13 protein-coding genes are annotated in these 16874 nt (G+C 63.7%); 4 read left to right on the top strand and 9 right to left on the bottom strand.

Annotated features, from left to right (window positions below):
• Positions 1-26: 26 nt before the first annotated feature.
• From NMG80_RS20050 to NMG80_RS20035, 4 genes are all read right to left on the bottom strand, one after another.
• Positions 27-752 (bottom strand): 3-keto-5-aminohexanoate cleavage protein, encoded by a 726-nt coding sequence (locus tag NMG80_RS20050; protein WP_254019698.1) that lies wholly within the window; start codon positions 750-752, stop codon positions 27-29.
• A 139-nt stretch (positions 753-891) separates the two neighbouring features.
• Complete coding sequence (locus tag NMG80_RS20045; RefSeq protein WP_254019697.1) at positions 892-3474, bottom strand: tetratricopeptide repeat protein; 2583 nt, start codon at positions 3472-3474, stop codon at positions 892-894.
• Positions 3475-3565: 91 nt separating this feature from the next.
• Positions 3566-4921 carry a sigma-54-dependent transcriptional regulator gene (locus NMG80_RS20040; protein ID WP_254019696.1) on the bottom strand — a complete coding sequence of 452 codons (1356 nt, stop codon included), beginning with the start codon at positions 4919-4921 and terminating at the stop codon, positions 3566-3568.
• Between the two features lie 13 nt (positions 4922-4934).
• On the bottom strand, positions 4935-6809 hold the full coding sequence (locus NMG80_RS20035; RefSeq protein ID WP_254019695.1) for a sensor histidine kinase: 1875 nt from the start codon (positions 6807-6809) through the stop codon (positions 4935-4937).
• Positions 6810-7033: 224 nt separating this feature from the next.
• Between NMG80_RS20035 and NMG80_RS20030 the strand changes: the two genes are divergently transcribed.
• The 3 genes from NMG80_RS20030 to NMG80_RS20020 all read left to right on the top strand — a co-directional run bounded on the left by NMG80_RS20030 (position 7034) and on the right by NMG80_RS20020 (position 9962).
• On the top strand, positions 7034-8365 hold the full coding sequence (locus NMG80_RS20030) for a dicarboxylate/amino acid:cation symporter (protein ID WP_254019694.1): 1332 nt from the start codon (positions 7034-7036) through the stop codon (positions 8363-8365).
• A 146-nt stretch (positions 8366-8511) separates the two neighbouring features.
• Positions 8512-8745, top strand: a complete 234-nt coding sequence (locus tag NMG80_RS20025; protein WP_436798641.1) for a hypothetical protein — start codon at positions 8512-8514, stop codon at positions 8743-8745.
• A gap of 152 nt (positions 8746-8897) precedes the next feature.
• A complete protein-coding gene (locus NMG80_RS20020) occupies positions 8898-9962 on the top strand; it encodes a glycosyltransferase family 2 protein (RefSeq protein ID WP_254019692.1) in 1065 nt (354 codons plus the stop codon).
• A gap of 180 nt (positions 9963-10142) precedes the next feature.
• On the opposite strand, the gene NMG80_RS20015 is transcribed toward NMG80_RS20020, so the two are convergent.
• The 5 genes from NMG80_RS20015 to NMG80_RS19995 form a co-directional block, all read right to left on the bottom strand.
• The gene (locus tag NMG80_RS20015; protein ID WP_254019691.1) at positions 10143-10949 is read right to left on the bottom strand and encodes an ABC transporter permease; all 807 of its coding nucleotides are present in this window, start codon (positions 10947-10949) and stop codon (positions 10143-10145) included.
• Positions 10949-11782 carry an ABC transporter permease gene (locus tag NMG80_RS20010; RefSeq protein ID WP_254019690.1) on the bottom strand — a complete coding sequence of 278 codons (834 nt, stop codon included), beginning with the start codon at positions 11780-11782 and terminating at the stop codon, positions 10949-10951. Before NMG80_RS20010 ends, NMG80_RS20015 begins: the two co-directional genes overlap by 1 nt.
• 23 nt (positions 11783-11805) lie before the next feature.
• On the bottom strand, positions 11806-12918 hold the full coding sequence (locus NMG80_RS20005; RefSeq protein WP_254019783.1) for an ABC transporter substrate-binding protein: 1113 nt from the start codon (positions 12916-12918) through the stop codon (positions 11806-11808).
• A gap of 91 nt (positions 12919-13009) precedes the next feature.
• Positions 13010-14104, bottom strand: a complete 1095-nt coding sequence (locus NMG80_RS20000) for an ABC transporter ATP-binding protein (RefSeq protein WP_254019689.1) — start codon at positions 14102-14104, stop codon at positions 13010-13012.
• A gap of 189 nt (positions 14105-14293) precedes the next feature.
• Positions 14294-15190 carry a LysR substrate-binding domain-containing protein gene (locus tag NMG80_RS19995; protein ID WP_254019688.1) on the bottom strand — a complete coding sequence of 299 codons (897 nt, stop codon included), beginning with the start codon at positions 15188-15190 and terminating at the stop codon, positions 14294-14296.
• Between the two features lie 75 nt (positions 15191-15265).
• Between NMG80_RS19995 and NMG80_RS19990 the strand changes: the two genes are divergently transcribed.
• The gene (locus NMG80_RS19990) at positions 15266-16861 is read left to right on the top strand and encodes a zinc-binding metallopeptidase family protein (RefSeq protein WP_254019782.1); all 1596 of its coding nucleotides are present in this window, start codon (positions 15266-15268) and stop codon (positions 16859-16861) included.
• The last annotated feature ends 13 nt before the right edge of the window (positions 16862-16874 follow it).

Genomic DNA, 16874 nt, shown 5'->3' with positions numbered 1-16874 from the left:
CAGGCGCCCGAAGCCTATGGGATGAATCAGCGACCGGCCCGGAAAATCGCGACGGCAGCAGCCGTCAACGCGGCGTTACCCGATGCCGTAGTGCCGTCCGGAAGCTGCCTGCCGTCTTCCAGCCCGACGCGCGTCGACCAGTTGCGCTCCGCCGCCCTGCGCACGAACGGCCACACCGTGGCGTCGGAACCATGCAGCAGGATGGCGCGACGCAGCCCGGCGCGGTCGAGCACGGCGGCGACACCGTCGCCGACTTCCAGCGCCACGTCCAACTCCTGCTCGGAAATCTCGATCAGGATGCGCAGCACCTGGCTGCCATGGTCGAGGTGGACCAGGCGCTCGGCATCGGCGACGGAGGCGAGCCCGGCCTCGATGCCGATGCCGCGCTGCCGCAGCGTTTGCATGATCTCGGGCGCGGCTTCCTCGCTCAGATTGACCGAGGCATAGTCGGGCAATTCGCTCCAGCCGGCGATCGCGGCAAGCGTGCCCTCGTCGTCGTTCTCGATCCTGGCGCCGGTCGACACGCCGATCAGTGTTCCCGGGCAGGCGCGGCGCAGCGCCAGCATGGTCGGGTTCATGGCCGTCGGGACAAGGCTTTCGCGGCCATCGAGCCCGCGCGCATGGACATGCAACTCGGCTGCACCGGCGGCCACGCAGGCGGCGCCGTCACGCGCCATGGCTTCAGGATCGAGCGGCAGTTGCGGGTGGAAATCGGCGCTGCGCGCGCCGTTGATGCAGGTCTGGACAATCATGCGAGAGGCGGCCTGATTGCGGTTGCAACCAATCTAGCGCAGGCCCCGAATATCGGAAACTCCTCCGGGATGCATTCCTTACAGATGGCCTTGCAGATGGGCGCGGTCCCGGCCTGAATTAGTTTGGCAGGGTTCGGCTCTAAGGCCGCATGCCGAGTTCGCGCAGGGCAAGCCTGGCAGCACGGTATTCGTCGAAATTCCTAGGGCAATTGCCGACCGCGATCTTGTAAAGCCGCAAGGCCTCATCGTCGTGTCCCTGAAGCCGATTGAGTTCGGCAGTATAGAAATTGGCCTCACATACTTGTCCAGTTTTCGTGGTCACATCCAAGTCATCGGCAGCCGCCAGCACCGCGGCTGGTGTCTGTTCCCCAAGCAGCATGTGAACCACCGGCGCTGGCCATTTCGTCATGTCGAGCTTGCTTGCCGCTTCCCGCAAATAGCCCGCCATGGCATTGCGCCGTTTGGCCACATCAAGCCAGATCGCAACATAGATATCATCGGGCTCGAGCTTTGCTGCCTGCTCGAAATCGGCTTGTGCCTTGGCAAGCCCGCCGGAATAGAAATTGAGAATACCTCGACCCAAGTAGCCGTAGACATATTTGGGATTAAGGCGGATCACCGTGCTGTATTCCGCAATGGCCCGGGCATTGTCACCCTTGGCAGCCCAAATCAGTCCTCGATTCTTGTACGCATCGATGTTTTTGGGATCTAGACTGATCGCCTGGTTGTAATCGATCATGGCGCGATCGTCGTCGCCCTTGGCGGACCACGCCATGCCTCGATTGTAATGAGCATGGGCGTTTTTCGAATCGAGGCTGATAGCCTGATCGAAGTCGGCCATTGCGCGGTCGACGTGACCCATGCGTCTCCAGGCCAGTCCTCGATTGCTGTAAGCGTCGGCCTGTTTCGGATCGAGGTCGATTGCCTTGTCGTATTCGGCGATAGCGCGCTCAGTTTCGCCCTTGCTGAACCAGACGAGGCCTCGACCGTTGTGGGCTCCAGCATGTTTCGGATCGAGACTGATCGCCTTGTCGTAATCGACCAGGGCCTGGTCGAAATCGCGCTTGTGCATACGGGCCAAGCCTCGATTCACATGGGCGTCGATCTGCTTCGGGTCGATGCGGATGGCCTGATCGAGATCGGTGATTGCGCCGTCATAGTAGCCTTTGCTTAGCAAGGCAGCGCCCCGGCTGCTGTAGGCGTCCGCGTATTTCGCATCGGCGCTGATCGCGTGATCGTAGTCGGCGATCGCGCGGTCATAGTCGCCCTTCGCGGCCCGTATCAGGCCTCGATTCCGGTAAGCGTATGCGTATTTCGGGTCGAGGCCGATCGCTTGAGAAAAATCAGCGATCGCTCGGTCGCCGTCGCCCTTGTGTGACCAGGACATACCTCGGTTGTTGTAGAAGATTGGCTCCGTCGGATTGATGCTGATCGTCCGATCAAAATCGGCAATGGCGAGGTCGTATTGCTCCTTGTTGTACAAGGCCAAGCCGCGGTTGCTGTAGATCTTGGCATTAGTCGGATCGAGCCGAATTGCTTGGCTGTAGTCGGCAACGGCGCGGTCGTTGTCGCCCGTTGCTGTCCAGGTGTTGCCTCTGTTGTAGTAGGCATCGCCAAATTTCGGATCGAGCCTGATCGCTTCGTTATAGTCGGCGATGGCACGGCCATTGTCGCCCTTATTGGCCCACGCCAGACCTCGGTTGGAATAGAAGATGGCATTTTTCGGATCGAGGCTGATCGCCTGGTTGTAGTCTGTAATGGCGCGGTCGTACTCGCCCTTCTCAATTAACTGCAGTCCTCGGTTGTTGTAGGCGTTTACGAATTTCGGATCGAGCGTGATTGCCTGTTCATAGTCGGCGAAGGCGCCGTCACTGTCATTTACGCTGGCTCGGGCTACGCCTCGCCCATAATAGGCTTCGGCCTGCTTCGGATCATTGCTGATCGCTTCGTCATAGTCGGCGATTGCCTGTTGATAGTCGCCCTTGTGGGCCCTAGCAGCGCCTCGATTCATATAGGCATATTCGGTTTTGGGATTGAGGCTGATCGCTTGGCTATAGTCGGCGATGGCGCGGTCGTAATCGCCTTTGTGTGTCCAGGCCACCCCTCGACCATTGTAGGCGTCGCCCTGTTTCGCATCGAGGCTGATCGCCTGGTCGAAATCGGCGATGGCACGATCAAAATCGTTTTTGCGTGTCGCGGCGAGACCCCGATTGGCATAGGCTTGGGCGTTTTTGGGCTCGAGGCGGATCGCCTGATCGAAGTCAGCGATGGCACGAATATCATCCCCCTTGTATGCCCAGTTCAAGCCACGGCTGTTATAATAGTTGCTGACGCTGGGAGCGAGGCCGATTGCCCGGTTGTAATCCGCGATGGCGTGGCTGAAATCGTGCTTGTTCGACCAGGTGACACCCCGGTAAAAGTAGTATTCGGCATTGTTCGGATTGAGGTCGAGCGCCTTGTCGAAATCGACGATGGCACGGTCATAGTCCGCCTTTACGCCCCAGCTATTGCCGCACAGGAAATAGGCGGTGCTAAACTTGTCGGCGGGTCCACTCCCGCTCTCGATGATCTGCGTGCAGGCCTCGATTTGCCGGATGGTCCCGACGGCTTGACCAACGCAGTTCGCAAAATTTTGGTCAACCGGGGCACAAGATGCCATTGCCAGCAAGACGATAACGCCCGTCAGCGCCCGCCAGAAAAAACTGTGCCGTCCTCGAAACATGCGCCCACCCCCGCCAGCCTATGGGTCATCATCTCATGGAAATGGCAAATGGATATTTACTTATCGCAAGAAGACCGAGGCTGTCGGCCCTTTATCTGGAAAACTCGCTGCGCACGATGCCGTGGCGCTGCAGCTTGTCATAAAAGGTCTTGCGCGGAATCCCCAGCGCTTCGATGGTGCGCCTGACATCGCCCCTGTTGCGGCCAAGCGTCTCGCGGATGATGTCGGCCTCGTAGCGCTCCAGCCGCTCCGGCAGCTTCATGGCGGCATCCGGCTGGGCTGGGGCAGGGGACGGCGCTCCAGCATCTTCTTCCAATCCAAGCACAAACCGCTCGGCGAAATGCGCGAGCTCGCGCACATTGCCCGGCCAGTCATGGTCGCTCAGATGGCGGTGCACCGCGGCCGGCACCGCGGGCAGCGGACGCCGGAAGCGGGCGGCGGCGCGCTCGGCGAAGTAGAAGAACAGCAGGGCGACGTCGTCGCGGCGCTCGCGCAGCGGCGGAATGGAAATTGTCACCACGTTGAGCCGGTAATAAAGATCCTCGCGGAAAGCGCCGCGCTGGCGCGGATCGCCGAGATCGACTTTGGCGGCCGCAACGACTCGCAGGTCGACTGGCCGCATTTCGTTGGTGCCGAGCGGGGTGACCTCGCGCATTTCCAGCACGCGCAGCATCTGCACCTGTGTCGAGACCGGCATGCTCTCGATCTCGTCGAGGAACAGCGTGCCGCCGCTGGCGTGCTCGATACGGCCGATCCGCTTCTTCTGCGCGCCGGTGAAGGCGCCGGCCTCGTGGCCGAACAATTCGCTCTCGATGACCGTCTCCGGCAGCGTGCCGCAATTCAGCGCTACGAAATTGCCCTTGGCGCGGCGGCTCCAGCGATGCAAAAGGCTGGCCACCACTTCCTTGCCGGAACCGGTTTCGCCAGTCACCAGCACGTCGACATCGGTGTCGGCGATCTGGCGCAGCGTGCGGCGCAGCCTTTCCATCGCCGGCGTCTGGCCGATCAGCGGCAGGCCGTCCTGCGCCTCTCCGGCCGCCTCGCGCAAGGCGCGGTTCTCCATCACCAGGCGGCGCTTTTCCGCGGCGCGACGCACGCTCTGCACCAGCCGGTCGGCGGCGAAGGGTTTTGTGATGAAGTCGTAGGCGCCGTCCTTGATCGCCTTGACGGCAACCGCGATGTCGCCATGCCCGGTGACGAGGATGACCGGAATGTCCGCGTCCAGCCGCAGGATTCGGTCGAAAAGCTGCAAGCCGTCAATCTGAGGCATGCGGATATCCGACACAACGACGCCGGCAAAACCGGTGTCGAGCCTGGCCAGCGCCTCGGCCGCTACCGAAAAAGCCGAGACCGAAAAGCCGGCAAGCTCCAGCGTCTGCGCAGTGGCCTTGAGGAGATCGCTGTCGTCATCGACCAAGATGACCGGCGCTGCGTCGTCGTTCGTCATGCTGCCTTGGCCACTATGCTGCTTTCAAGAGATAGATGGTGAAATGGGTGCCGCTGCCGTCGCTCGAAACCTCGATGCGTCCGCCGTAGTCGGCGACGATATCCTTCGAGATGACAAGGCCAAGACCGAGGCCTTTTTCCTTGGATGTGTTGAACGGCGTGAACAGCGATTTGAGAATCCCTGGCGGAATGCCAGGTCCGTTATCGGACACGCCGACCGTCACGCCGTCCGCGCTCTCCTCGACCGAAACCCGCACATGAGCGTCGTTGCGGCCATCCAGCGCTTCAAGCGCGTTCTGGAAGAGGTTGATCAGCACCTGTTCGAGCCGGACCCGGTTGCCCATGACCCTGAGGCTCGGTGGCGGCAGCTCGATCGCCAGTGCGTCGAGCCGGCCGGCAAAGCGGCTTCTCAACAGCACGACGGCGCCCTCGATGACACCGCGCAATTCGACAGGCTCGGCGGCGGTGCGGCCCTTGCGGGCAAAGGCCTTCAATTCTTCGGTGATGGTGCCGATGCGCTCGGTCAGTGCTGCGATGGCGCCGAGGTTTTCCTCGGCGGGCGCGGTCTGCTTCCTGTCGAGGAAGACGCGGGCGTTGTCGGCATAGGCGCGTATGGTGGCAACCGGCTGGTTGATCTCATGGGCGACGCCGGCGGCGACCTGGCCAAGAATGGCGAGGCGGTTGGCCTGGACCAGATCCTGCTGCACCACCTGCAGCTTGGCTTCCGTGCTGCGATGGTCTGATATCTCGGCCTGCAGCCGGTCGCGGGCACGGCTCAGATCCTCGGTTCGTTCGACGACGCGGCGCTCGAGTTCGGTGCGCGCCGCCTGTTCGGCGGCGATCCGCATTTGTCCCGACTGCCGGCGCCACAACAGATACGCAGCAAGGCCGAGCAACGGGACCAAGACGCCGAGCGCAAGGAGCCGCATTTCACGGGCCGCGGCGGCGATCGGCGCCTCGGCCGGGACGAGATGGTCGAGCCGCCAGGGGGTCGAAGGAACCGGGGCTGAAAGCCGGAGATATTCCGCGTCGCTGCCGCCGGGCGTCACCGCGTGGACGATGGATGTGTCCGGGCTGAGCGCCTGCGGGCGCGTGATCGGCAACGGCATCAGCGGTGCATCGCCGAACTGCTGGCTGTTCTGGATGGCGGCAAGACCAGACGCGGCAAGCGGCGCCGTCGTCATGAAGCGCCAGGACCGCACGCTGGTGATCAGGACGATACCACGCTCGTCGCTGACATAGGCCGGGCGGTTCACCTCGTGCCAGTCGGCCTCGAGCTGATCGAACTCCGCCTTGACGACGACGACGCCCAGCGGTGCGGCAGCATCGCCGACGCGGCGCGAGATGTAGAGGCCTGGGCGTTTGCTGACATTGCCGAGCGCGAAATATTCGGCGGTTCCGGATTGTATCGCCGCGGAGAAATAGTCGCGGAACCGGTAGTCGTTGCCGACAAAGCTGATCGGCTCGCGCCAGTTGCTGGAGGCGATCGCCAGCCCGTCGGTGGCGATGACATAGAGCACCGAGGCCTTGGTGCCGGAGACCAGCCCTTCAAGCTTGCGATTCAGCACATCGATTGCAGCAGCACTTTTCTGCGCCAGCGCGTCGCGCACCTGCTGGTCTTCCGATAAAAGCAGGGGCAGGGCGCGCGGGCTTTCCAGAACGGCGCGCAGCAATGCGACTTTCAGATTGGCGTCGGTGCGGCCTTGCGCCGCCAGCGTGGCGAGCTCAGTGGTGCGGCCATAGAGACCGGCGCCGTAAAGTGCGGCCGTGGCCGTCGCCAGGGCGATGGCCGCAAACAGCAACCAGGCACGGCGCGCTCGCCTGCCGAGTTGCTCGGGCGTCGACGGCAAGACAGCGGCGGGGCGTTGCAGCATCGCCCATTTGTGCATGATTTCGCACAAAGCACAATTCGGCTATGCGAGTTTCCGCACTTTCCGTGTGTGCGATACGAACCGTCAGTTCGAGAATCATCAATAAAATCAAAGCGAAATTCTCTACCCGCAGTCTGGCACGGCAGTTGCAAACATGACTTCAGCGGTCGCGAGGCTGCTGGGGGTCAAATGCAAACGCTCCGGGAGGTCGAGCTTTCGATCGGAGCACAATGGAGGACGTCATGCAGACAGCATTCGCTGCCGCCGAGCCGCGCGGCAAACTTCCGTTCTACCGGCATCTCTATGTGCAGGTGCTGGCGGCGATCGCCGCCGGCGTCCTTCTCGGCCACTTCTATCCCGAAACCGGTGAGGCGATGAAGCCGTTCGGCGACGCCTTCATCAAGCTGGTGAAGATGGTGATCGCGCCGGTGATCTTCCTGACGGTGGCGACCGGTATCGCCGGCGTTTCCGACCTGCAGAAGGTGGGCCGCGTCGCCGGCAAGGCGATGATCTACTTCCTGGCATTCTCGACGCTGGCGCTTGTCGTCGGCCTTGTCGTCTCGAACGTCGTCCAGCCGGGCGCCGGCATGCATATCGATCCAGCCACGCTCGACGCCACAAAGGTGGCGACCTACGCCGAAAAAGCGCACGACACCAGCATCGTCGGTTTCCTGATGAACATCATCCCCGACACGATCACCGGCGCGTTCGCAAAAGGCGACATCCTGCAGGTGCTGTTCTTTTCGGTGCTGTTCGGGCTCGCTCTTGCGGCGGTCGGCGATCGCGGCCGCCCGGTCGTCGATTTCCTGCAGGCATTGACCACGCCGATCTTCCGCCTCGTCGCCATCCTGATGAAGGCGGCGCCGATCGGCGCTTTCGGCGCCATGGCCTTCACCATCGGCAAATACGGCATCGGCTCGATCGCCAACCTCGCCATGCTGATCGGCACCTTCTACCTGACCTCGCTGCTGTTCGTGCTGGTGGTGCTGGGCGCGGTCGCCCGCTACAACGGCTTCTCGATCCTGGCGCTGATCCGCTATGTCAAGGAAGAACTGCTGCTGGTGCTCGGCACCTCGTCCTCGGAAGCGGCACTGCCGGGCCTGATGGCCAAGATGGAGCGCGCCGGCTGCAATCGATCGGTGGTCGGGCTGGTCGTTCCAACCGGCTATTCCTTCAACCTTGACGGCACCAACATCTACATGACGCTGGCCGCGCTGTTCATCGCCCAGGCGACAGACACGCCGCTCACCTTGGGCGACCAGATCCTGCTGCTCGCCGTCGCCATGCTGAGTTCCAAGGGCGCCGCCGGCATCACCGGCGCCGGCTTCATCACGCTCGCTGCGACGCTTTCGGTAGTTCCCACCGTGCCTGTCGCCGGCATGGCGCTGATGCTCGGCGTCGACCGCTTCATGTCGGAGTGCCGGGCACTGACCAACTTCGTCGGCAATGCGGTGGCGACCGTGGTCGTGGCGCGCTGGGAAGGGGAACTCGACCAGACCAGGTTCGCTGCCGCGATGGCCGGCGACTTGCCTGAGGAAGCCGATCTGTCGCTGCCGGGGCTGCAGGCCGCCTGAACCGTTCAGGCTGCATGGCCATAGTCCGAAGCCGGCGGCCGCCGGCTTCGGGATAGCCGCGGCCAATCTCAAACATCTGCGATTATCCACAGGCAACGCCGCTGCGCGCTGCCCCAGATGTAACAGACTTGTGAGCCTTGTTCTTGGTGCGGGGCTTGTTCCAGCCGTATTTGACGGTCAGTATCCGCCATGCCTTCAAGGTGCCCGCCCGCTTCGATCCCGACCTGATCGCGACCCGAAGGCGGGACATTTCCGCCGGGCTCGGTTGCGACCGACCGAAGCCTTCGGAGCTTTTTGCTGCCGCCGACCACAACCTTGACCAAGGCGGCAGCCTCGAAGGCAATGGCGGCCTCAATATGAAGTCGCAAAGCGAGACGTGACCCGTCTCCTGATGGAAGGCGCAGGCTTTCCTCTCAGGAACTCGTCGGGCACTTGAAGAGGGGGGACACTTGAAGAGGGGGCGCTTGAAGCGGGGGCAGGGCCCGTAAGCGGGCTTCTGCCGAAACCAAAGCAAGATGCGAGGTCAAACGCGATGCAGTCTGTCCCGAGGGTTCCGGTATCCATTATCATTCCGAACTACAATTACGCGCGTTTCCTCAAACGCAGCATCGATAGCGCCCTCGAGCAGGACTACGCGGATGTCGAAGTCATCGTCGTCGACGATGCATCGCAGGACAATTCCACGACAATCATGGAATCATATGGGGACAGGATTCGCACCTGCCCGCGCGCGCAAAATGGCGGGCATGCCGCGGCGTTCAACACCGGGTTTGCGGCAAGCTCGGGCAAGATCGTCCTGTTCCTCGACGCCGACGACTATCTTTATCCAACTGCCGTCTCGACGATCGTCGACACCTGGGATGCGGCAACGGCCCAGGTGCAGTCCAGGCTGCATATCGTCGACGAACGACTACGCATCAAGGACGTCTTTCCGCCGCCCGAACTGCCCTTCGACAGCGGTGATGTCATGCCGAAACTTCTGCACAAGGGCCGCTATCAGACGACCGTGACCAGCGGGCTGGCCTTTGACCGAACAACCCTCGAATCGATCATGCCGATTCCCGAGCCGGAGTTCCGTCAGGGCGCCGATGGCTACCTTGCAACGCTGGCGCCCATGTTCGGACACGTTCAATCCATCGACGAATGCGTCGGCGCCTACCGGATCCACGGCGCCAACCATTCAGTGTTCGGTGAAAAGCTCGCTGAGCGGGCACGCTGGCGGGTAACCCACGATTTCCGCCGCATGCAGGCGCTGTCGGATCAAGCCTCCGGGATCGGCCTCACCATCGTGCCGTCAGAGGCTGTCCGCCACGATCCGGTCCACCTGGAAGAGCGGCTGGCGTCGCTGTGCGCGGACAGGCGCCGGCACCCCGTGGCCAATGATTCCCGGCTGGCGCTCGGGGCGGCGGGCGCCGTCGCCAGCCTCGAAATGACCGCGTCGCTGCGCCGGCGCGCCGTCCTTGCCGCCTGGTTCCTGTCGGTCGGGGTGTTGCCGCGGAAAATGGCGACTGCGGTGCTGTCGTGGAAGCTCGACGCATCGTCTAGACCGGCGTTCCTTAGCCGTCTGTCCAAGACGATCCGCCACGCCATGGGGTAGAAGTCCGTCGTCCGAAGCTTGGAAAACAGGTCAAGTCAAAGGTTGGCAATCCTTCGCGCCCCGCCGAAGCTGCCGATCTCCCCCCAAGTGGGGGAGATGCCAAGTGATGGCAAAGAGGGCAGGCCAGAGGGGGGCGCTGTCCCGCCAGCGTATCGAGAGCTCTGCGCTCCGCTTCGCGCCTCACTGCCCCCCGCGTAGCCTGACCACGGCACTGCGCGCCGCCAGCACCAGCACCGTGACGATGATCAGGATCACCGAGAGGGCTGCGATCGCCGGGTCGATATTGTCGCGCAGGCCCATCCACATCAGCCTGGGCAGCGTGATGGCGTTGACCGAGGTGATGAACAGGGTGACGCCGATCTCTTCCCAGGACAGCACGAAGGACAGCAGGGCGGCGGTGACGATGCCGAACTTGATGTTGGGCATGATGATGCGCGTGGCGCGCTCCCACACCGTGGCGCCAAGGCCGCGCGCGGCAAGGTCGATGCGCCGGTCGAGCTGGCTGAGCGACACCAGGATCAGCACCGTGGCGAAGGGCACTGTCATCACCGCATGCGCCATGGCGACACCGAGCCAGGTGTCGTAGCCGAAGAACGAGCTGACGCCGGAGATCGAGGTCAGCAGGAAGTAGAGCGTGATCGCCGAGACCACCGGCGGCACCACCATCGGCAGCAGCACGAAGCCGACCAGCGCGGCGGTGAAGCGCGGCTGGAACATCCACACACCGAGGCTGAAGCACAGCGCCAGCACGGTGGAAAAGGCGCTGCTGACGACGCCGATCCTGATCGAGAGCAGGATCGAATTGATCCAGCGCGGATCTTCGATCAGCGCCCGGTAGTGACGCAGCGACAATTCGCCGGACGGCATCGCCAGCATGCGGGTCGGCGTCAGCGACACCGGGATGACGGCGAGCAGCGGCAACAGCAGGACCAGCGCCACCAGTGCGGCGAGGATCAGCGAGACGGGGCCCGGGCGGTAGGTCGGCATCAGATCAGCTGCTTCGGTCTGACATAGCGGAACAGCAGCGCCATCAGCGCGCCGACGAACAGCACCAGCACGACGCTGATCGCCGCCCCCAGCCCCCAATCCGGGCTCTGGAAGATGCGAAGATAGATCAGCTCGGCGACCATCACGCTGCGGCCGCCGCCGAGGATCGCCGGCGTCACGAAGAAGCCAAGCGAAAAGACGAAGACGATGAGCGCCGAGCCGATGATGCCGGAGCGGGTCATCGGAACGAACACCGACCAGAAGGTGCGCATGCGGCTGGAGCCGAGCCCGCGCGCCGCCAGCAGCACGCGGTCGTCGAGGCTGCGCATCGAAGCCGCCAGCGGAAACACGGCGAAGGGGATGAGGAAATGCGTCATGCCGACGATGACGCCGAATTCGTTGCGCACCAGCGTCAGCGGTTCCGAGATGAAGCCGATCGCCTGCAGCCAGGTGTTGAACAGGCCGCGATTGGAAAGCAGCGCCACCCAGCCGAAGGCGCGCGTCAGCACCGAGATCCAGAACGGCACCAGGATGCAGAACTCGGCGATCACCCGCTGCGCCGGCGTGCCGCGCACCCACACCACGGTGATGGCGTAGGCGGCGGCAACCGAAACGATCGTGACGATTGCGGCGATGCGCAGCGTGCGGACAAACACCGACTGCACCAGCGGGTCGCTAAGCAACGTACCATATTGCCCGAGCCCCGGCTCGGGCAGGGTGAAGCTCCAGTTGACAACGCCGAAGAATGGCCAGGCGTAGGCGGCGCCAAGGAACAGGAGCAGCGGCGCCATCAGCAGCGCCGCGCCCATCCTGTCGGAGAGATATGCTTTCATCTCGCCCCGGTTATCCCGGCCTATCAGGCGGAGATGATCTTCGTGTATTCGTCGAGTGCGGCCCCGTAGTTCTTGGCGTACCACTCCATGTCGAGCGGGATCTGCTTCTTCATGTTTTCGGGGTCGACCGGGTTGATGCGCTTCTTGTCGGCGGGGATCAGCGCGTCGGTGGCCGGATTGGCCGGGCCCTGGCCGAGCTTGTCGAACATGATCAGCTGCTTTTGCGGATCCTGGGCGCTGGCGATGAACTTCATCGCCGCGTCCTTGCCGCCGGGATTGCCCTTGAGCACGGCGAGCGCGCCGGGCGAGATCAGGCCCTGGTCCCAGATGAACTTGATCTTGCCGCCGGAATCCTGCTCGATCAGCGAGGCTCGGGTCGACCAGACGATCGCCATCGAAGCCTCGCCGTCGAGCAGCACGCTCTGGCTCTCGGCGCCGCCGCCCCAGTAGGCCACGACGTTTTCCTTGAAGGCGGCGATCTTGTCGTGCGCGCGCTTGAGGTCGAGCGGGTAGAGCGAGGCCGGCGCGATGCCGTCGGCGAGCAGTGCCGCTTCCCAGCTCGACACGCCCCATTTGTAGAGCGAGCGCTTGCCGGGGAATTTCGTCACGTCGAAGAAGTCGGCCATGCCGGTCGGTGCCTGGCTGCCGAATTTCTCGGAATCATAGGCGATGACATAGGAGAAGAAATAGGTCGAGGCGGCGTGCTCCCAGCCGAAGCCCTCGCGCATCTTCTTCTTGTCGACGATCGAATAGTCGATCGGCTCCAGCATGCCCTGCGCGCCGAGCGTGATCGCCGAGAACGGATCGACGTCGACCAGGTCCCAGGTCGGGGCGCCGCTCTTGAACTGCGCGGCGATCGCGCCCTCGGTCGGACCGGAGCCGTCCATCTTGACGGTGATGCCGGTCTCCTTGGTGAACGCCTGGCCATAAGCCGCGTCATAAGCGGTGATGGCGTCGCCGCCCCAATTGACCAGCACCAGTTCCTTGGCTTGCGCGAAGGCGCCGGTCGAGCGCAGCAGCATCGGCGTGCCGGCCAGCACGAGCGCAGCCAGCTGCGTGAACTGCCGGCGCGAGATCTCGCCGCGCACCGCTCTTGCGGACAGCGTCTCGATGGAGTGTTTCCTGGTTTCGCTCATCTCTGAATTGTTTGTCATGTCAGTTCCCCTTTTTTGTCGTTGATATTTCCCGAAAGCCAGCCTGGCGATTTCAGCTTCGCCACGCCGATCGTCATTGTCCTCCGTCCGGAAGGAGGAAACCTTTTTCCGCAGGCCATGTCAGCCACACGGAATTGCCCTTGCTGAGTGCCGAAGCGGCGACCTCGTTCGGCACCGAGACCGTCACCTTGGCGCCCTGGCGCGTGGTGAGATCGAGCCGCGTCGCTGCACCCAGATAGGTCGAGGCGACCGCAGTCGCGGCGATGCCGTTCTCGCCGGCTGTCGCTTCGGGCGCGATCGACATGTATTCGGGCCGGATCGCCAGGATGGCGTTGCTGCCGACAGCGCTTGCATTGCCGCGCAGGGTGATGGTGCGGTCTTCGCACAGGCCGGTGGCGCCGTTGTCGGCGTTGCGCACGCCCTTCAGCGGCAGCATGTTGATCTCGCCGAGGAACTCGGCGACGAAGCGGTTGGCCGGCCGGTCGTAGACCTCGTCCGGCGCGCCGACCTGCAGCAACTTGCCGTGGTTGAAGATTGCGACGCGCGACGACAGCGCCAGTGCCTCGCTCTGGTCATGGGTAACGAAGACGAAAGTGGTTCCGGTTTCCTGGTGCAGCCGCTTCATCTCGGCCTGCATCTGGCCGCGCAAGCCCTTGTCGAGCGCCGAGAACGGCTCGTCGAGCAAAAGCACGCCCGGCTCGAACACCAGTGCACGGGCCAGCGCCACGCGCTGCTGCTGGCCGCCGGACAATTGCGACGGCAGTTTTTTCTCGTGGCCCTTCAGCCCAACGCGCTCGATCATCTCGCCGATGCGTCGCTTGATCTCGGCCGCCGATTTCTTGCGAACCTTGAGCGGGAAGGCGATGTTGGCCTCGACGCTCATATGCGGGAACAGGGCATAGCCTTGGAACACCATGCCGGCGGCGCGCTGCTCGGCCGGCCGCTCGGTGATATCGACGCCGTCGCTGTAAAGGCGGCCGTCGGTCGGCTGCACGAAACCGGCAAGGATCATCAGGAAGGTGGTCTTGCCCGAACCCGACGGTCCGAGCAGGGTCAGGAACTCACCGCGGCCGATATCGAGCGTCAGATCGTCCAATGCACGGAACGAGCCGAAGCTCTTGCCGATCCCGATTGCCTTGATCTCTGCGGCACGGCCGGGTTGCTGCATCCTGCCTTTGTCCTCAATGCTGATTGAAATCGTAGGCAGGGCGGCGGCTCACCGCAACCGAATAGTTTTCGCCTGACCGGCAAATTTGATTCATCTGTTGTCGACGTGGGAGAGGCGAGCGGGACGCTCCAGCTGCCAATCCCCCCACGTGGGGCACGTGGGGGGAGATTGGCGGTTTCGGCACATAGCTCAATACGGATGCACCCGGTTCTCCGACAGCTTCGACCTTAGCCACCCCCCAAACGCGTCGAGCACGGGATGCGCCGCCTTCGCATGCTCGGAAACGAGGAAATACGACCGCGGGGAACTGATCGCGATGTCGAAGGGGCGCACCAGCCGGCCTTCGCTCAGCGCCCGGCGGCTGGTCAGCTCGTCGCCCATGGCGATGCCCTGGCCGGCAATGGCGGCCGAAAAAACCAGGTTCATGTCGGAAAAGAAAATGCCGCCCTCAATGTCGGGATTCTCGACCTTCGACAGCGCCAGCCAGCGCGCCCAGTCCTCGGTGTCGCCGAGATGCAGGAGATTGGCGCGCAGCACGTCGGCCGGCTTGGAGAACCCGCCGATCTTGTTGAGCAGCGTCGGGCTGCACAGCGGCGTGAACGAGATCTCGCACAACAGCTCGACCGCCCGGTTCGGCCAGTTGCCGACGCCGAAGGCGATGAAGGCGTCGGCGTCGGCGTTGCTGACGTCGTCCAGCCGCCGCGGCGTCAGGATGCGCAGCGCGACATCGGGGTACATCTGCCGGAATTCGCCGATGTGCGTGCACAGGAACAGCGAGGCGAAGCCCGGCGTGCAGCTGACGCTGAACGAGCCGCCGACGCCGGTGCCGGCATGGCGCGTCACCGCATCGCCGAGCACCGTCAGCGCTTTGCGCACGTCGCTGGCGTAACGCTGGCCGCGCGGCGTCAGCGCGACGCCCTTGCCGATGCGCTCGAGCAGGTCGAAGCCGAGATCGCGTTCGAGTAGCCGCAATTGATGGCTGACCGCGCTGCGGGTCAGATGCAGTTCGTCGGCGGCGCGCCAGACGCTGCCATGGCGGGCAAAACTGTCGAGGGCGCGCAGCGCCTGCGTCGATGGAATTCTCAAGAGGTGAACCGAATTTGCATGAGCCGGGAAAACATATCACTTTTTGGCGAGGCGCTTCACTGCTTTCTTTCACGCATGGAGGAACCGGTGACCACTTCGGCCCAAACAACCGCGCTTGCCTGCCTCGATGATATCCAGCCGTCGCTGTCGGCGTGGACGCGGACGATCTTCGACTTCGGCGAGACCGCCTGGCGGGAATACCAGTCGGCCGCCTGGTATGTCGAGCAGTTGAAGCATGAAGGTTTTTCCGTCGAGGAAGGCTCCGGCGGCATGCCCACCGCTTTCTGCGCCCATTGGACCAATGGCGCCGGGCCGACCATCGGCCTGTATGCCGAGTTTGATGCGGTGCCGGGCAATTGCCAGGACGCGGCGACCGTCAAGCGACCGCGTCCGGGTCTAGGCGCTGAGGCCGGCGGCCACACCGATCCGCATTCCGGCCTCGGCATTGCCAGCTTGGGCGGGCTTTTGGCGACCAAGGCGGCGATGCAGCGCCACGGCATATCGGGCACGCTGCGCTTTACCGGCGAGCCGGCGGAGAAGGTACGGGGGTCGAAGCCGATCCATGCCGCAAAAGGCTACTATGACGGCCTTGCTGGCATGATCTCCTTCCATCCCTTCTACATGCTGCCGCTCTGCAACACGGCACGCTGGGACACGCATTGCGGCGCGGCCTACGCGATGATCTATCGTTTTGTGTGCGACCAACCCGAAAATTGGGTTCGCGCATGCGATGGCGCCCCGATCCCGCAGGCGCATTCGGCGGTGCGGGCGCCCGGCGCCAACGACGCGCTTGTCATGATGTACATGGCGTCCAAGGCGCTGCGCGATTCCATGCTGCCGCATCAGGGCGGCTGGTCGATCAGCGAGGCGATCCTGACGGCGGGGCAGGCGACCGCCGACAATCTGCCGGGCGGACTGGCGGAGATCCAGTACATGATCCGCGTGCCGACGCTTGCGATGGCCGAGCAGGTTGTCGCCGTGCTCGACCGCAACGCGGAGGCCGCCGCGAAGATGAGCGGCTGCCGCCATGAGCGGCACTGGGTGTCGAAGTCGCGGCCGGGGCTCGCCAATCATGCCATGGCTGACATTGCCTACGATGCGCTGTCGATGATCGGGCCGCCGCGCTGGGACGAGACGGCCAAGGCGATTGCTCGCAAAATCCAGGTCAATGCCGGCGGCGCGGCGACCGACGAGCCGTTCATCGCCGAGTTGGAGCGGCTGATTGCGCCTGAGGAGGCGGAGGCGTTGCTGCGCCGCGACTTGCCGCCGGCGCAGCTGAATTCCACCTCCGACGATTACACCGACATGTCGTGGCAGACGCCGACGGCGCGGTTCTACGTCGCCCGGCCGGCGCTGCGTTGCGAGAGTGGCCACGCCTACCCGTCCTGGGCGATGAACGCGCTGGGCGGCATTTCCGCCACCATCGATCCGATGGTTGCCTGCGCGTCGAAGACGATTGCGTTGGCAGCCCTTCGCCTGCTGGAAGACAAGGCCGCCCGCGATGCGGCGATGGACGAATTCGTCGCCCGCACCGGTGGCGGCATCGGCGGCAGCAATTGGCTGGCGCCGCTCTGCGACTATGAGCCGCCGATCCACTTCCGCTGGCCGGAATATGTCACCACCCCGCGCGGACGGGACTGGTGGATACCAAACAATCCGCAAGCCGCGTGATCATTCAAGCCAG

It is taken from the genome of Mesorhizobium escarrei, assembly GCF_935825525.1.
GTDB lineage: Bacteria > Pseudomonadota > Alphaproteobacteria > Rhizobiales > Rhizobiaceae > Mesorhizobium > Mesorhizobium escarrei.
This window is presented reverse-complemented; position numbering and strand designations above follow the sequence as displayed.

Coding starts and splice junctions, on each gene's coding strand:
- NMG80_RS20050 (WP_254019698.1), bottom strand. CDS start 752: ATGATTGTCCAGACCTGCATCAACGGCGCGCGCAGCGCCGATTTCCAC.
- NMG80_RS20045 (WP_254019697.1), bottom strand. CDS start 3,474: ATGTTTCGAGGACGGCACAGTTTTTTCTGGCGGGCGCTGACGGGCGTT.
- NMG80_RS20040 (WP_254019696.1), bottom strand. CDS start 4,921: ATGACGAACGACGACGCAGCGCCGGTCATCTTGGTCGATGACGACAGC.
- NMG80_RS20035 (WP_254019695.1), bottom strand. CDS start 6,809: ATGCACAAATGGGCGATGCTGCAACGCCCCGCCGCTGTCTTGCCGTCG.
- NMG80_RS20030 (WP_254019694.1), top strand. CDS start 7,034: ATGCAGACAGCATTCGCTGCCGCCGAGCCGCGCGGCAAACTTCCGTTC.
- NMG80_RS20020 (WP_254019692.1), top strand. CDS start 8,898: ATGCAGTCTGTCCCGAGGGTTCCGGTATCCATTATCATTCCGAACTAC.
- NMG80_RS20015 (WP_254019691.1), bottom strand. CDS start 10,949: ATGCCGACCTACCGCCCGGGCCCCGTCTCGCTGATCCTCGCCGCACTG.
- NMG80_RS20010 (WP_254019690.1), bottom strand. CDS start 11,782: ATGAAAGCATATCTCTCCGACAGGATGGGCGCGGCGCTGCTGATGGCG.
- NMG80_RS20005 (WP_254019783.1), bottom strand. CDS start 12,918: ATGAGCGAAACCAGGAAACACTCCATCGAGACGCTGTCCGCAAGAGCG.
- NMG80_RS20000 (WP_254019689.1), bottom strand. CDS start 14,104: ATGCAGCAACCCGGCCGTGCCGCAGAGATCAAGGCAATCGGGATCGGC.
- NMG80_RS19990 (WP_254019782.1), top strand. CDS start 15,266: ATGGAGGAACCGGTGACCACTTCGGCCCAAACAACCGCGCTTGCCTGC.